18 protein-coding genes and 1 pseudogene are annotated in these 14730 nt (G+C 62.0%); 14 read left to right on the top strand and 5 right to left on the bottom strand.

The features are described from left to right. Nucleotides 1-420 precede the first annotated feature (420 nt). Nucleotides 421-2219 (top strand): annotated as a pseudogene (locus tag XI08_RS03580) (adenylate/guanylate cyclase domain-containing protein). 164 nt (nucleotides 2220-2383) lie between these two features. Here XI08_RS03580 and XI08_RS03575 read toward each other — a convergent pair. Continuing rightward, nucleotides 2384-3145, bottom strand: a complete 762-nt coding sequence (locus XI08_RS03575; protein ID WP_271573376.1) for an IS5 family transposase — start codon at nucleotides 3143-3145, stop codon at nucleotides 2384-2386. Nucleotides 3146-3380: 235 nt separating this feature from the next. Further along, complete coding sequence (locus XI08_RS03570) at nucleotides 3381-4277, bottom strand: LysR family transcriptional regulator (protein ID WP_271573375.1); 897 nt, start codon at nucleotides 4275-4277, stop codon at nucleotides 3381-3383. A 277-nt stretch (nucleotides 4278-4554) separates the two neighbouring features. Between XI08_RS03570 and XI08_RS03565 the strand changes: the two genes are divergently transcribed. The 8 genes from XI08_RS03565 to XI08_RS03530 all read left to right on the top strand — a co-directional run bounded on the left by XI08_RS03565 (nucleotide 4555) and on the right by XI08_RS03530 (nucleotide 9539). Then, the gene (locus tag XI08_RS03565; protein WP_271573374.1) at nucleotides 4555-5289 is read left to right on the top strand and encodes an SDR family NAD(P)-dependent oxidoreductase; all 735 of its coding nucleotides are present in this window, start codon (nucleotides 4555-4557) and stop codon (nucleotides 5287-5289) included. 30 nt (nucleotides 5290-5319) lie between these two features. Then, nucleotides 5320-5730, top strand: coding sequence for a nuclear transport factor 2 family protein (locus XI08_RS03560; RefSeq protein ID WP_271573373.1), 411 nt, complete (start codon nucleotides 5320-5322; stop codon nucleotides 5728-5730). A gap of 80 nt (nucleotides 5731-5810) precedes the next feature. Next, nucleotides 5811-6404, top strand: coding sequence for a malonic semialdehyde reductase (locus XI08_RS03555; protein ID WP_271573372.1), 594 nt, complete (start codon nucleotides 5811-5813; stop codon nucleotides 6402-6404). Nucleotides 6405-6540: 136 nt separating this feature from the next. After that, a complete protein-coding gene (locus XI08_RS03550; RefSeq protein ID WP_271573371.1) occupies nucleotides 6541-7173 on the top strand; it encodes a class I SAM-dependent methyltransferase in 633 nt (210 codons plus the stop codon). A gap of 35 nt (nucleotides 7174-7208) precedes the next feature. Further along, nucleotides 7209-7334, top strand: a complete 126-nt coding sequence (locus XI08_RS03545; RefSeq protein ID WP_271573370.1) for a hypothetical protein — start codon at nucleotides 7209-7211, stop codon at nucleotides 7332-7334. Between the two features lie 384 nt (nucleotides 7335-7718). Continuing rightward, complete coding sequence (locus tag XI08_RS03540) at nucleotides 7719-8522, top strand: CbbQ/NirQ/NorQ/GpvN family protein (RefSeq protein ID WP_271573369.1); 804 nt, start codon at nucleotides 7719-7721, stop codon at nucleotides 8520-8522. Then, nucleotides 8519-9124: a hypothetical protein gene (locus XI08_RS03535; RefSeq protein ID WP_271573368.1), complete on the top strand. Its 606-nt coding sequence runs from the start codon at nucleotides 8519-8521 to the stop codon at nucleotides 9122-9124. The genes XI08_RS03540 and XI08_RS03535 overlap by 4 nt, the downstream gene beginning before the upstream one ends. Beyond that, nucleotides 9087-9539, top strand: coding sequence for a PPC domain-containing DNA-binding protein (locus tag XI08_RS03530; RefSeq protein WP_271573367.1), 453 nt, complete (start codon nucleotides 9087-9089; stop codon nucleotides 9537-9539). Before XI08_RS03535 ends, XI08_RS03530 begins: the two co-directional genes overlap by 38 nt. Nucleotides 9540-9751: 212 nt before the next feature. Here the strand turns inward: XI08_RS03530 and XI08_RS03525 are convergent, their stop codons facing one another. Together XI08_RS03525 and XI08_RS03520 are read right to left on the bottom strand one after the other, a co-directional pair. Further along, nucleotides 9752-10054: a hypothetical protein gene (locus tag XI08_RS03525; RefSeq protein WP_028154436.1), complete on the bottom strand. Its 303-nt coding sequence runs from the start codon at nucleotides 10052-10054 to the stop codon at nucleotides 9752-9754. Nucleotides 10055-10218: 164 nt separating this feature from the next. Beyond that, entirely contained in the window at nucleotides 10219-10491 is a 273-nt protein-coding gene (locus XI08_RS03520; protein WP_271573366.1) for a hypothetical protein, read from the bottom strand. 382 nt (nucleotides 10492-10873) lie between these two features. On the opposite strand from XI08_RS03520, the gene XI08_RS03515 reads away from it, so the two are divergent. From XI08_RS03515 to XI08_RS03495, 5 genes are all read left to right on the top strand, one after another. Beyond that, on the top strand, nucleotides 10874-11335 hold the full coding sequence (locus XI08_RS03515; RefSeq protein WP_271573365.1) for an Hsp20 family protein: 462 nt from the start codon (nucleotides 10874-10876) through the stop codon (nucleotides 11333-11335). An 83-nt stretch (nucleotides 11336-11418) separates the two neighbouring features. Continuing rightward, nucleotides 11419-11910, top strand: coding sequence for an Hsp20/alpha crystallin family protein (locus XI08_RS03510; RefSeq protein WP_271573364.1), 492 nt, complete (start codon nucleotides 11419-11421; stop codon nucleotides 11908-11910). An 80-nt stretch (nucleotides 11911-11990) separates the two neighbouring features. Beyond that, entirely contained in the window at nucleotides 11991-12323 is a 333-nt protein-coding gene (locus XI08_RS03505) for a hypothetical protein (protein WP_271573363.1), read from the top strand. 337 nt (nucleotides 12324-12660) lie between these two features. Next, nucleotides 12661-13017 (top strand): PRC-barrel domain-containing protein, encoded by a 357-nt coding sequence (locus XI08_RS03500; RefSeq protein WP_271573362.1) that lies wholly within the window; start codon nucleotides 12661-12663, stop codon nucleotides 13015-13017. 146 nt (nucleotides 13018-13163) lie between these two features. Further along, the gene (locus XI08_RS03495; RefSeq protein ID WP_271573383.1) at nucleotides 13164-13472 is read left to right on the top strand and encodes a response regulator; all 309 of its coding nucleotides are present in this window, start codon (nucleotides 13164-13166) and stop codon (nucleotides 13470-13472) included. Nucleotides 13473-13555: 83 nt separating this feature from the next. On the opposite strand, the gene XI08_RS03490 is transcribed toward XI08_RS03495, so the two are convergent. Beyond that, on the bottom strand, nucleotides 13556-14728 hold the full coding sequence (locus XI08_RS03490; RefSeq protein ID WP_271573361.1) for an extracellular catalytic domain type 1 short-chain-length polyhydroxyalkanoate depolymerase: 1173 nt from the start codon (nucleotides 14726-14728) through the stop codon (nucleotides 13556-13558). Between the last annotated feature and the right edge of the window lie 2 nt (nucleotides 14729-14730).

Genomic DNA, 14730 nt, shown 5'->3' with positions numbered 1-14730 from the left:
CAAGCCGACGTAGGCTAGGTCACGCGCGAGCGTCGACCAGTCGGCACGCCCTTATCCGGTCGGTGCCGCATATGGCTGTCATCAGTTGCAGCCAACGTGCGCCGAGCGACTTCACCCTCGGACCAGAAGCGGAAGCAATCGGCACCAGCCCAGCCACCGGTGCAGACGACCACTTTATCTCAGGCGTTTGGCCAGCTNGTGATGCTGGATTGTCGTCGGGTTTGCCTCTGAAAGCCGACATGACAGAGGCTCCAGCGACCTTCGGCTAAGGGCCAGAAGGCGAACTCCCAGTGACCTGAATATCTCCCGCGACACGGTCAGTGTAGCTGTCGTTTCGCGTAGGCATCCGCTTGGAGGTAGTGCGAGTTTGTTACCGCCCGTGATCCAGCATACAAATGTGCCAGGCAGGATTTGTCGGCCATGGTGCAAGAGCGGTCAGTTCGGGTCGAGCGGAGGTTATCGGCGATACTGGCGGCCGACGTGTCCGGGTATTCACGACTTATGCACGAAGACGAAGAGGCTACGCACGCCAAGCTGATGGCGCTTCTCGCCAGCGGCGTCGAGCCCGCAATCGCGGAACACGGCGGTCGCATCGTGAAAAACAACGGCGACGGGTTCTTGGCAGAGTTTCCAAGTGCCGTCGAAGCAGTTAGGGCTGCGATGCAATTCCAAGCTCGCGTCCGCGAACTTACCAGTGCCGACCGGGAGGACAGCCGTATCGCTTTTCGGGTGGGCGTCAATATTGGTGATGTAATCGTCGAACCCCACGACATCTTTGGGGATGGCGTCAATATCGCGGCACGGCTTGAGAGCATCGCAGCGCCCGGCGGCATCTGCATCTCCTCGGCTGTTTACGATCAAGTCCACGGCAAGATCGGCGATAGGTTTGCCGATCTTGGTGAACAGAACCTCAAAAACATCGGCCGTCCGATTCGAGCCTATGCTGTGGTTCTGGATGAGTTCGGCACAGCGACGCTGTCTCCGCGGGCGGGATCAAACGCTTTGTCACCGCCCCACCTTTCCATCATTGTGTTGCCCTTCGTTAACCTCAGCGACGATCCTGGGCAGGACTACTTTGTCGATGGCGTGACCGAGAGTTTGACCACGGATTTGTCGCGCATCTCTGGCTCGTTCGTCATCGGCCGACACACCGCATTCACGTACAAGGGCAAAGCGATCGATCTCAAGCAGATTGGCCGCGAGCTGAATGTTCGGTACCTGTTAGAGGGTTCTGTGCAGCGAGCCGGCGATCGACTTCGCGTAAACGTTCAGCTCGTGGACGCGGAAACCAGCGCGCATCTATGGGCCGACCGCTTTGACAAACCCGTCGCCGATCTTTTTGATATGCAAGACGAGATCGTATCGCGCCTCGCCAACACGCTGGACGCTCGACTCACTGAACAAGAGGCCAGGCGATCGGAACGATCTCCGCATCCCAATTCGATGGACCTGTATTTCCGAGGCAAAGCTTTGTTGCACAAGGGGTGGACATCGGAAGGCGTGCCACAGGCGCGCGCGATTTTTGAACGGGCGTTGACCCTCGACCCCAAGAATGTCGACGCGATGGTGTGGATGGCTGGCGCCGATCTGATACTTGGAGCGAGCTACTTGGATGACGCCACGAGCGAGCATTACGCAGCGGCCGAGGCGACATCAATAAGGGCGCTGTCCCTCGCGCCTAACCATGCCTATGCACACTTGACTTTGGGCTGCGCATTAGCATGCACGAACCGCGCGGCTCAGGGCATCGCTGAGTTCGAGAGGGCGTTGGCGCTGGATCACAATTTGGCTGAGGCTCACACGCAAATCGGCGGCGCTAAGTTGTACATGGGGCGCGGAGCGGAGACAGTGACCCATATCAACGAAGCACTTCGCCTGTCTCCTCGTGATATCTTCATATCTTCCGCCATCGATGGCTCATGATAGTCGGCTTTGCCAAGCTGCAGGTTAACGAGGATGCTGAAGCAGTCTGCTGGTTCCGCCGCAGCATCGAGGCCAATCGAAATGACGTGAATGCACATTTCGGGTTGGCTGCCGCGCTCGCGTTGCTTGGCTCGCTGGACGAGGCGAAAGCTGCTGCAAAGGTGGTATTTGCGCTGGTTCCAAGTTTCACCATCCGCCGCTTCCGGGATGGAGCTTGCAGCGATAACCCAATTTACCTCGCCAAACGCGAGCGTGTGTATCAGGGCCTGCGGCTGGCGGAGGTGCCGGCGGGATGATGTCCGCTACGGGTTACAAGCTGCCCTTGGCAGGCTGCTTCACCATGGTCGGCTCATCTCCCGGAAGCAGACATTTCGGCTCTCCGGCGAAGGTCCGCAAGGGCCAACACCGGACATAGAACCAGCCAACGAGCGTCTGGCACTACTGTCTGATCCGTTCTACACTAGGGCGTGGACTCGTTAGCACGCAACCAAATTCGGATTGATGCGAGCTTGACGAACGCCAGATAGTTGGCCGCTAGTTTGTCATATCGGGTTGCGACACGCCGACATTGCTTGATTTTGTTGTAGAGCCGTTCGATCAAGTTCCGCGCGCGATACAGATAAGGGCTGAAGCAGATCGGGTCTTTGCGATTTCGTTTCGGCGGAATGTTCGCCCATGCTCCTTGCTGGCGGGCAAGCTCCCTGATCCAGTCCGCGTCGTATCCACGATCCGCGAGTAACATCGTTTGTGGGAGCAAGGCGCTGAGGAGAACCGAACACAGCCGATTGTCATGCGCTTCACCGGGCGTGAGCGCGAGGTGGACCGGCAGACCATTGGTGTCGACCACCGCGTGAATCTTGCTCGTGAGGCCGCCTCGCGAGCGACCCATAGCTTGGTGATTGTTGTCCGAGATACACGCGCCGTGCTGGTGCACGCGCACAACGGAGGTATCGATCATCTGCACTGCCGCATCATGACCGGCGGCCAGCGCATCCATGATCCGGTCCCAGACGCCAGCCCGTCGCCACCGCACGAAGCGATTGTAACAAGTGGTGCGGGGACCATAGGTCTCTGGCAGGTCGCGCCACGGAGCACCTGAGCGGAGGACCCAGAAAATGCCACTGAGCACGCGACGGTCGTTTACGCGCCGAACCCCACGCGGTTTGTTCGGCAGCATCGGTTTGATTGCGGTCCATTCGTAGTCGCTGAGTTCGTAGCGCATGATTCGAGGCTCCGGTTTCGGAGCTTGAATCACGCTTAGAGCAGCGCCACCAACCCCCGGTGGCCGGTCGCGGTCCTGCTAATGCTTTGATTTTCTGCCGCTTCATGCAGGCATAAGGGACATTGCCGGCTTTCTGGTGGTCCGGCCCCGTCGCGAATGCCGCATGTCGGACGTTGGAGATGTCCGCTTGCAGGCACTTGTCCACCGCGAAGCGTCGCCGGCGACCTGCCGGGCGTCAGTCGCGCAATATGGACTGCCCCGCGAGAAGCGGAGCGTACGCGGCGAGCCTGCGGGATACGAATTCAGTGAAGAGCCGCACGCGCTTCGTCTTGCGTGTCTCCCCCTGCGTGAGAAGCCAGAGCGTTCCATGCATGTGCAGGCCGGTGCCCGGCACCCTCTCCAGCAGAGGGTCGGCACCTCCAACGAAGCACGGCAGTATCGTCATCCCGAGCCCTTGTCGTACTGCAACGATCTGCGCCTCGCCGTCCGTGGTCCTGAACGGAACCCCTGTGGTGCGAACTTCACTCTCGCGGGCCCAGTCCGGGATGCCATGGCTGCTTATGACGATCCAACGGATGGGATCCGGCGCACCCGCTTGCCACGCGGCTAGTCGGTCGCGGGAGATGTAGACGCCGCCGAACAGATCCGGTCCCTTCAAGCCGTGCAGATTGTGCGGCAGGGTTTTGCGGTCGTAGACGACGCGGATCGCGACGTCGGCCTCTCGGTTAGTAAGATTTGCCAGCTCGCCGGACGACAAGATTTCCATCTCGATGTCCGGATGCAGACGCGCGAAATCGGCGAAGTCCGGCATAAGCAGGTGGGTCGCGAGGGGCGGCGCCGTCGTCACCCGCAGAAGTCCGCGCACGCTCTGGTCGCGCCCGAATACGCGCGTCTCCAGCTGGTGCGACGACGCTTCCATCTGGTTTGCGAGGTCGAGGACTTCCTCGCCCGCAGCCGTCAGGCGGTAGCCCGCGGGCAGCTTTTCGAACATGAGCGCCCCGAGGCGTTCCTCAAGCTGGGCGATGCGTCGCAGTACGGTCGCGTGGTTCACACCAAGGCTCTTGGCGGCAGCCCGCACCGAGCCTCCGCGCGAGACGGCAAGAAAGTAGCGAATGTCATCCCAGTCGATCATGGTGCAATCCAGCACCACGCGGTGCGCCTTCCCAAAAGCCCGTATCTAACGGATCGTATGCCAGTATTGGCTGAAATCATAGCTTGCGGTGACGAGTCCGGCCTAATTCACCGGCAACCACCGATCATCGCGGCCGGCATCAATCGTCGACCCGGATCGTTTTCGCACCACCGATGTGCGCTTTTCCGCACTCAACGCCTGACCCCGGCGGACCTATGTCGAGGTTCTCGGGGGCGTCCCCAAACGATCAGAGGCGGAAGCCTCGAAGGAAGCAGTCATGGGAAAGCTTGAAGGTAAGGTTGCAGTCATCACGGGTGGATCGAGCGGCATGGCGCTGGCGAGCGCCCAGCGGTTCGTTGAAGAAGGCGCCTATGTTTTCATCACGGGCCGGAAACAGGAGGCGCTGGACCAGGCCGTAAAGCTGATCGGCCGGAACGTGACCGGCGTGCGCGGCGACGCGGCCAATCTCGACGACCTCGACCGTCTGTTCGACACGATCAAGCGGGAAAAGGGCAGGATCGACATCCTGTACGCGAGCGCTGGCACGGGCGAAGCCGTCCCACTGGGCGAGATTACCGAGCAGCATTTCGACGCGACCTTCGGCCTGAATACGCGCGGCACGCTGTTTACAGTCCAGAAGGCGTTGCCGCTGTTCAACGACGGCGGATCGATCTTCATGACCGGGTCGGTTGCTTCGATCAAAGGCTTTCCTGGTTACAGCGTGTATGCGGCGAGCAAGGCGGCGCTGCACGCATTCGCACGCGGATGGCTCAACGAACTCAAGGGCAGGAATATCCGGGTGAACGTGCTGCACCCAGGGCCGATCGCCACACCGATGCAGGACCAGGTTCTCACCGACGAAGCGAAGCAGATGTTCGAATCCCTGATCCCGCGGGGAAAGATGGGTCGTCCCGAGGAGATTGCGGCAGCCGCGCTGTTTCTTGCTTCGGACGATTCGAGCTTCGTGAATGGGGTGGAGTTGTCCGTCGACGGCGGCTTCTCGGCCATCTGAATTCGCGCCGAGCGAAAACGGAGAGATACGATGAGCACCGAAGAGAATGTCCAGCTTGTGAAGAATTTCTTTGCAGCCATGGGCAGCAGCAACGCGTACGATCTGCTGGCGTTGGCTGCCGAAGATATCGAGTGGATCATTCCGGGCGAAGGCTGGCCGCTGGCAGGGACGCACCGCGGGCACGCGGAGTTGGCGGCTGTGCTCAAGAAGGCGTCCGAAGAGGTGGAAACGCAGTACCCCAAGCCCCCCGAATTCGTGGCGCAGGTAGACCGGGTTATGGTCGTCGGCGTCGCAACGGGAAAAATCAAAGCCACGAATAGGCCGTTCAAGGACGAGTGGGTCTTCGACATTACCGTTCGAGACGGCAAAGTCGCCCGCATCCAGGAATCCATCGACACGCAAGCACTGGCGCGGGCCTCGCAGATCGACGCAAGGACCTAGTCAAGTTCGACGTGTGAGTCGTGATGGCATGACACGATGTTGTGCCGACCAACATCCATTTCCTGAAAGGACTCCCATCTATGACTTCCACTTTAAACGATCAGTCGCTTGATCAGATCTTCCGCTCCGCTCGCACCCCCAACGGATGGGCAGATCGTCCTGTAGGGAACGATCTGGTACGCGAAATCTATGACCTCCTGAAATGGGGCCCGACATCTGCGAACAGTAGCCCCGCGCGGTTTGTCTGGGTGCGTAGCCCCGATGGAAAGGCAACGCTCGCCGGGCTTGCTGCGGAACCGAACAAGCCGAAGATTCTGAAGGCTCCTGTCACGGTCATTATCGGCCACGATTTGGATTTCGCCGGCGAGCTGCCAAAGCTTTTGCCTCACGCTGCCGAGGTCATGCAGAAATACTTTGCGGCACCAGACGTGGCCGAGGTGACGGCAATGCGAAACGGAACGCTGCAGGGCGCTTACCTCATCGTCGCTGCGCGGGCGTTGGGACTGGACTGCGGGCCCATGTCCGGCTTCGACAACGCCGGCGTGGATAAGGCGTTCTTCTCAGGCACGCGGGTTCGGTCGAACTTCATCTGCAGCATTGGGCACGGCGATCCAGCTACCGTGTTCCCGCGCAATCCTCGCCTTGGCTTTGAGGAGGCCGGCCGCTGGGCCTAAGTCCATGGCTTCGGAGCGAACAGCGAAACCGCTGGCCGTCTGCGGCCACCGGTTCGGGGTCGACGGTGAATGAGCCGTAGATCGCCGCCTCGCAGGCCGCGCGCTCGTCGAATGCCCAACCGTAATGGAGATCCCGATGTACGACCAATCCAAGCTATCCGAGTTGATCCGGTTCGCTCGCGTAAATGCGGGTTCCACTGTCATCGACGTTTACCCAGGCGACGGCGACTGGACCCGTCTCTTCTCCGACATCGTGGGACCCGAAGGACGGGTCTACAGCTTCGTGCCGGCCGAAGTCGCCCACTTCAAGAACGATCCGGTCGGCCGCATGCGGACGCTTGGGAAGGAGCCCGGCCGAGAGAACGTCGAAGCCGTCTCGGCGGACTTGGTCGCGATGCCGGAGGCCACGCAACCAGCCGATGTCCTGTGGCTGCACCTGTTCTACCACGATCTCCACACTGAACTGATCCAGGCCAGGGGCGCGACGGCGGCCCAGTTCAATCGAGCTGTCTACGAGCGGCTGAAGCCCGGTGGGTCCTACGTCATCGTCGACCACGCCGCCGCCGTCGGGGCGGGCACGAGCGACGCCCAGTCGCTGCATCGGATCGACCCTGCATCCGTTCGCGCGGAGGTGGAGGCGGCCGGCTTCGTACTGGACGCGGAAAGCACCATGCTCGCGAACAAAGACGATCCGCACTCGGTCAAGGTTTTCGATCCCTCGATCAAGGGCGAGACCGATCGCTTCGCCTATCGGTTCGTGAAACCCTGACAGGTCCCGGCGCCGACTTCATGTCGACCTCCCCAATGGGTGCAAACGAGCCCATCGAAGACATCGAGGCAACCCTGCTTGCCGCCAAGAAGTCGGCTTTGGATGAGCTCGTCTGGTGGCCCCACTCGACGATGGCAGCGAAGGCCGCTGAAGCGCTGTGAGGCGCGTATCGAAAGAATTGAGCGCAAGATGACGGGGCGGCGCAGACATGGCTTGATTTCTGGTAGTGGCCCATCGCATCATTACGCTGCGATGCGGAAGTTGATCGCTACCGGGGCATAGCGAACCCTCGCGAGTTGTCGGCTCGGCCGATTTATGGGTTCACGGCCTAACATAATGCGATGATCCGGTCTGTGGTACCGGCTTGTTTTCTAGCGACTTTGGCGCTCTAATCTCACACTGAGGCGCTCTGGAGCTCGCCTCCCCCGTCACGCTTCGACGCTGCAGCGTGTCCTTTCACGGCAATGGCTGCCACACCCAATTGCGAAGGGATGGTGGAGCTCGCGCCGAGCTCATGATCCTTCGCTGGCCTCGCGGAGGAGTTCATGACGGTTCTTGACGCTTACCGGATAACCACCGAGCCCTTTTATCAGCCACTCGGCGACGAGGTCGCAACCTTCGCCGCTGCGTATGCCGAGCGGCTGCCGGTCATGCTGAAAGGGCCAACCGGCTGCGGCAAGACCCGCTTCGTAGAGCACATGGCCTGGCGCCTGGGAAAACCCCTTATGACTATCGCCGCGCACGAGGACATGACGGCGGCCGACCTCGCCGGCCGCTATCTGCTCGAGCCCGGCGGCACGGCCTGGCATGACGGTCCGCTGACGCTTGCTGTGCGCCATGGCGCGATCTGCTATCTCGACGAGATCGTCGAAGCACGACAGGACACCACGGTCGTCATTCATCCACTGACTGACGCTCGCCGCGTCCTTCCACTGGAGAAGCACAACGAGATCGTTCCGGCGCACGCCGATTTCCAGCTCACGATTTCCTACAATCCCGGCTACCAGAGCGCGGTGAAGGATCTGAAGGAATCGACCAAGCAGCGCTTCGTTGCCATCGACTTCGGCTACCCGCCGCCGACCACCGAGGCAGCTATCATTGTGCGCGAGAGCGGCAGCGATGACGAGCTCGCCGGCATTTTGGTGGCAATTGCCCAATGCTCGCGAAATTTGCAGGGGCACGGCCTGGATGAAGGCGCCTCTACGAGGATGCTGATCCATGCCGGCCGCATGGTCCGTGCCGGCCTTCCGCTGGAAAGCGCGGTGCAGTCGAGCATTGTGATACCCATCACCGACAATCCAGACATCCGCGCCGCGCTCAGCGAAGCCATCCAGGCCTGCCTTCCGTGAACGCTGCCAGGCAATCCGCGAATCTGCACGTCATCTCGTCCGAGGAGAAGACGGCGACGCGGCGGCTGCATGTCCTAATGCGCCAGCGCGAGGTGCTGCGGCCGGCCTTCCGCAGCACCTGGGACGTGCTCTCGCACCATTTCGAGCCGTACGAGCTGGAGGCCTGGGCGGCGGTCGTGCTCGCGCTTGCTCATGTCAATGCCGGGCCCGCCTGCCTGATCGCCTATTGGGATGCGAGCACGCTTGCCGCGCCCCGCGAGGAGATCGCGCCGCTGCTTGCGTCGGCGCAGAGTGCGGTCGAGATATGCCGATCTGCCGGTGCACAGGCGGCGACGGCTGCGCTCAAGAGTCTTCCCATCGCAAATCGTAACTTTGGAGACGGACCGGCGCTGGCGCGCTGGTGGCGCGCGATGGAGGCGCTATCGCAACGGGCACCGGAATCCGTTGGCATGGTCGCAGGCCGGCTCGCCGAAATCCTGGCGCCCGGTACGATCGACGCGTTCGAGGACTTCGTCGCCTCGGGCCTGCGGGCATCGTCCGGAAACAGGGCGCGGCCTGACGGCAATGAAGAGCGCCAACTTATCGGGCGAGGCGGGTCCTGAAACCCGCGTCGTCATTCTCGACTCCGGCGAGGAAGCGTTCACGACGCTCATCAAGTTCGCGAACGACGCCGCAATCACGGCGGCGTCGCTCACAGCCATCGGCGCCTTCGAAAGGGCAACCGTTGGCTGGTTCGATTTCGAGAAGAAGACCTACAAGAAAATCGAGGTCGCGGAGCAGTGTGAGGTGTTGAGCGCGATTGGCGATATTGCGGTTGGCGACGACGGAAAGGCGAGCCTCCACGTGCATGTGGTCCTGGGTCTGGCCGACGGTACAACCCGGGGCGGGCATCTTCTCGAAGGAAAGGTTAGACCGACGCTCGAGGTTGTCATCGCGGACACGCCAGCTCACCTCAGACGGAAGAAGGAGCCAGATCTGGGCATAGCGCTCATCGATATCGCAAAGGGAAAGACGTGACGGGTCGGTATGGTCGACGTCTACTAGACAGACTGCGTCGCACTAAGTTTCGTTCTTCCGATATCTCTCGCGCGTGACGTCTTCGGCTACGCGATCCAACGCCCGGTTTCGATAGCGATGGCAAAGGACGCCGTAGATCAGCGCCGTGAGTAGTACAAGCGCTCCAAGGAAAAAGACGGCTTCGAGACCCATCTTGCTCTCCTTTCGATGACTTACGCCGCGCGTCGTTTTCTGGTCTTGGCAGCCTTCTTGGCGGACCTCGAACGCTCCGATGCCGGCCGCTTGGCCGAGGCCGCACCGCCCAATCGGCCACCTTTTCGAGATGGCGAATGATCTTCCTCAGTGCCGCGGCCCGATCCGCTCTTCTTCCCGCCGTGGGTTTCCTTGTTCACGGTCGCCCACGCGCGTCGTTCGGCTTCTTTCTCCGGGACGCCACGGTGTTCATAGCCTTCTTCGATATGCTCGGCCTGTCGCTTCTGCTTGTCCGTGTAACTTGACTTGTCGCCACGAGGCATGTCGTTGCTCCCGTCGGTTGGAAATATTCGTTTTAAGACTGGGAAGGGCCGCCAGTTCCAATCTTAGGACGTCTCTCAACGCGGAAGCGATGCGAGGTCCAGGCATGCAAACCGATGAAGCGGCCCCCGCTGCTCGCTCGCGGATCAGGAGGCGGAGCATCGATTCACTGGGTATGTTTGCGGAGGCACTCAAGGGCAAAATTGGGCGAAGGACGACCGCCGCCCCCAAAGCTCGAGGAAGCCGGCTGACCCTTTGGAGGGGTAAATGCGACCGGGAACGTTTTGGCGGCCAGCGCCTTCAGCATTGTCTGCTCCTCGGCGAGGCGTCTCTCGATAAAGTGGCGTTCTATGTCCGACAGCCTCGTTCCTAGCAGGCGTCGATAGCGGTGGATGTTGTTGCGGTGCGCACGAATGCGGGCAAAGTCTTCGTCGAGCATCGTCGTCACTCCTGACGGTCGTCACGGTCCTTCGGTGTTTAGAAAACCGGGAAAGAGAATTTCCCGACGCAAAAATATTCGGGGCGATACCGAAGTCAAGATTCCGGCGATGGTCGAACGCCCAAATCCTTGGCCGGATCACCCAACGGCGTTTGCGGCGCCGCAATGGCCGACAGCTCTGCACCGCGACCGAGCGCGCATGGATTTTTTTTCGATCCGCCCCTTGAAACCACTTCTCGTTTTTCTAATTGATTTTTCGCCGCGAGAGCGGTGTGCCGGGCGCCTTCACGGGTCCGGCGCGGGCGCCGGGCCGGGTACCAGACCCGCTCTGACTCGAGCCTTGCGCTCCTTGTATCCATCTTGCTCTTTGGAGGACTTGGTTATGAGGACCACCTTTGACTTCGCGCCCCTGTGGCGCTCCACCATTGGCTTCGACCACCTGGCCGACCTCGTCGACAGCACGCTCCGCCAGGCGAGCGAAGACCACTATCCCCCGTACAACATCGAACGCACCAGCGAGGATCACTACCGGATCTCGGTCGCCGTCGCCGGCTTCGGAGCCGACGACATCGCCGTGACGGCTGAGCAGAATGCGCTCACGATCGAGGGCAGGAAGCCCGAGGAAGCGGCTGGCGAATACCTGTACCGGGGCATCGCCGCGCGTCCTTTCCGGCGCGTGTTCAACCTCGCCGACTACGTTCAGGTGAAGGAGGCCTCCTTCCGCGACGGACTGCTGATCATCGATCTCGTCCGCGAGGTGCCGGAAGCCATGAAGCCGCGCCGGATCCAGATCGGAAGCGGCGCCTCTCCCGCCTCGCAGATCGAGCAGAAGAAGGCGGCCTGACGCCTGACCGAGGTTCGACAGCGGAACGCGGCGCGCGCGAGCGTGGCCGCGCTCCCTGGCCCATGCAACGAAGGAGAAAAACCATGGCAGTTCGTGATCTCATTCCCTGGTCCAGAAACCAGGAGCTCGCGCCGGCGCGCGGCAGCCACGATCCGTTCATGACGCTGCATCGCGAAATGAACTGGCTGTTCGACGACGTCTTCCGCGGTTTCGGCGGCACAAGCCTGTCGGCGCTCATGGAAGGGCAATTCGGGTGGCCAAAGATCGAGCTCAGCGAGACCGACAAGGCGCTGACGATCTCGGCCGAGCTTCCCGGCATGACGGAGAACGACGTCCAGATCGAAATCGCCAAGGGGGTGCTGACCATCCGCGGCGAGAAGAAGAGCGAGCGCAAGGACGAAGGCAGATACTTCACCGAGCGTCACTACGGCTCGTTCCAGCGGCAGATCGCGCTCGAGGACGTCGCGGAGGACAAGGCCGAGGCTTCGTTCAAGAACGGCGTGCTGACGATCTCGCTTCCGAAATCGGAAAACCCGCGAGCGGGCGTCAAGCGCATCGCGATCAGCACACAGTGAAGACCGTTCGGGCGGCGGTTTCCGCCGCCCGAACCCACAGAAAACCGTCCCGACGAAAGGAGCTTAAAGGGAGGCAATCGATGACCAACGCCAACACGAACAGCGGCAATCTCTATCCATTCTTCCATCCTGCAGCGCACTATGCGTCTCCGGAGGACGTCCTGAATGACGACGAACTCTCCGTACCGGAGAAGCGGATCATCCTGTCGTCATGGGCGTCCGACCTTTTCGCCGTCGAATCCTGTCCCGCGCTACGAGAGATTCCCGGCATGGGGCACACGATCCGGCTCGCCGACATCCTCGCCGCGCTGCGGCGGCTCGACGGCGACGACGATCCGCCGCCCCCCGGGGGCGTGCCGATGCGGCTGCGGCTGCGGCGGCCCTGGGCCGCCGCCTTGCGGAGGTCAGCATGATGCTCACGCAGGCTGTCGTGACGATGGTTCTGCTGGGGCATGCTTGGCGACGTGGCCCGTGCGTTCCTTGCTTTCATGAGCGAATTGGGGACCGGCCCGCGCAGCGAACGTAGGTCGGCCGATCCGGATGCTGCAGCGACCCGGCGTTCCGACGGCGGCCGCGGAGCTTCTGCCGTCGCGGATCAGAGCGAAGGTCGACGACCTCTGCGAGGAGCGCGAGGCCCTCCGCAAATCGGGCGCCTCGGTTACCGGTCGATCTTAGCGAGCGAGAAAACGGAGGAACGAGCACCTGCCGATCTCAGTTGTCCTGCATCAACGTTTCTAAGAGGAGGATGCGATGGAAACGGAAAGGCGTGAAACAGGAACGCTGATCGGTAGCGACAAGGTCGAAGGCACCGCCGTCTATGGCGCCGACGCCCAGAAGATCGGCTCGATCGAGCGCGTCATGATCGACAAGGTTAGCGGCCAAGTATCGTACGCGGTTCTCGGCTTCGGCGGCTTCCTGGGCATCGGAGAAGATCACTACCCGCTGCCATGGCAGTCGTTGAAGTACGACATGGGCCTTGGCGGCTACCGAACCAATCTCACCGCGGACAGGCTCCAGGGTGCGCCAAAGTATGGCAACGACAACGCCTGGGATTGGGATGACCCCGGACGAGCGAGAGCAGTAAATGATTACTATTCCGGGTTCTGACGCTTGCCGGTAATCCCACCGGTGAGGGCGAGCTAGCCGACGGCGATCAAGGCGTCTGCCGCCGGCAGAAGCGTTCTGTCCAGGAATTTGAGGTGTCGGCGGTGCGAATACTCCTCATCGAGGACGACCCTCTCATCCGCGAGTTCATGGTGGAGGCTCTGCGAGAGGAAGGATACCACGTCGTCCATGCAGCCAATGGCGAGGACGCGCTGGCGTGGTGCGGGCGGCGGGTCGTCGACCTTCTCATCACGGACGTCAAGCTGCCCGGAAGCGTCGACGGATGGCAGATCGCCGAACGTTGCCGCGAGCATGATCCCGGACTCCCGGTGATCTATGCGACCGGTTTCTCGCCCGTCGCGCCCCGTCCTGTTCCCGGAAGTCTGACCTTGCAGACGCCCTATCGTCCGGAGGACATCGTCAGGGCCGTCAGGCGGGTAGCTCCGGATCAGGCGTAGGCGCCGCCAACGCCGCAGTGGAATTCCGCGAACGGCGGGTTTCGGCGACGCGCCAGGCGACCGGATTGCGTTGCGAAGCCCGACTAACCCGGGAGCGAATGCTCGAGGAAGAAGCGCAGCATCTCCCTCGTCGCGTCGGGCCCGCGCGGATCGGTGTAGGAGCCGGCGGGACTGCCGCCCGACCAGGCGTGGCCGGCACCGTGAACATTCCAGTGCTCGGAGACGGCGCGACCGTCCGCGTCGGCAAGGTTCGTGCGGGTGTAGGCGTGCCCATGGGGCACTCGTCCGTCGCTCACCTTCGCTTTCAAACCTGCCGCCTTGACGGACTGCTCGACAATCCGGTCGCCGTTGTTCGGATGCACCGTGGTGTCGCGATCGCCATGGAAAACGATGGTCGGGACTGTCGGTCCACCATCGGCAATTTTAGACCCGCCGCCCTGCCGCATGGCGACGAACGCGGAGGGAAGATCGCTCGCCGCCCCGCAGGCGAGGCCGGAATGGATCCCGACGGCCGCGTACAGATCGGCGTGGGTCGCTGCCATGATGGCGGCGGCCGCCCCGCCGGCCGACAAACCTGCGACGTAGACCCGCTTCGGATCGATCGGATAGTCCCGCATGACCTGGCGAGTGATGCCTGCGATCAGCGAAGGCTCCCCGGCGTCCCGCTGCTGGTCGCCCGTGCGAAACCAATTCCAGCATTTCGCCTGGTTGGCCCCACTGGGCTGCTCAGGATAGACCACGAAGCAGTTCTGTTCTTCCGCCAGGAAATTCATCCGGGTGCCGGCCGCGAAGTCGTCTGGCGACTGGGTGCAGCCGTGAAGCATGACCACGAGGGGAAGCGGTTTTTCCTGCGCGTGGCTTGGGACGAACAGCTTGTAGTTCCGGCTTCCATTCGCGCTGCGGAAGGTGCCTGCGATGAACCTCGTGCCTTCGGGTGCGATATCCGTCGTGGCAGGCGGAGCGCGGGTCATCGGACCACGCAGGTTGAGTCCGGGGAAGTCTTTCAAGCGATCGAAGCGTTGCAAAGGAGCGGGAGAAACCCGGATGGTTCGTCGGCTCTCCTTCTTCTCGACGACGCTGGCCTTCACGTCGATGGTCGGCGGCTCGAGCCGAGCTGGCGCGCCACGGGCGGTGCTGCCCGACGGCTGGGAGGCGCTCTCGCCGCGGAGCATGCGCTGCAGGAGCGCGGTGGCCTCGACCAGTTGTCCCGCACGCGTGAGACGCGTGGCCTCGGAAATCATGTTCTGATTCAGCATCG

The organism is Bradyrhizobium sp. CCBAU 11361 (assembly GCF_028128935.1).
GTDB lineage: Bacteria > Pseudomonadota > Alphaproteobacteria > Rhizobiales > Xanthobacteraceae > Bradyrhizobium > Bradyrhizobium niftali.
This window is presented reverse-complemented; position numbering and strand designations above follow the sequence as displayed.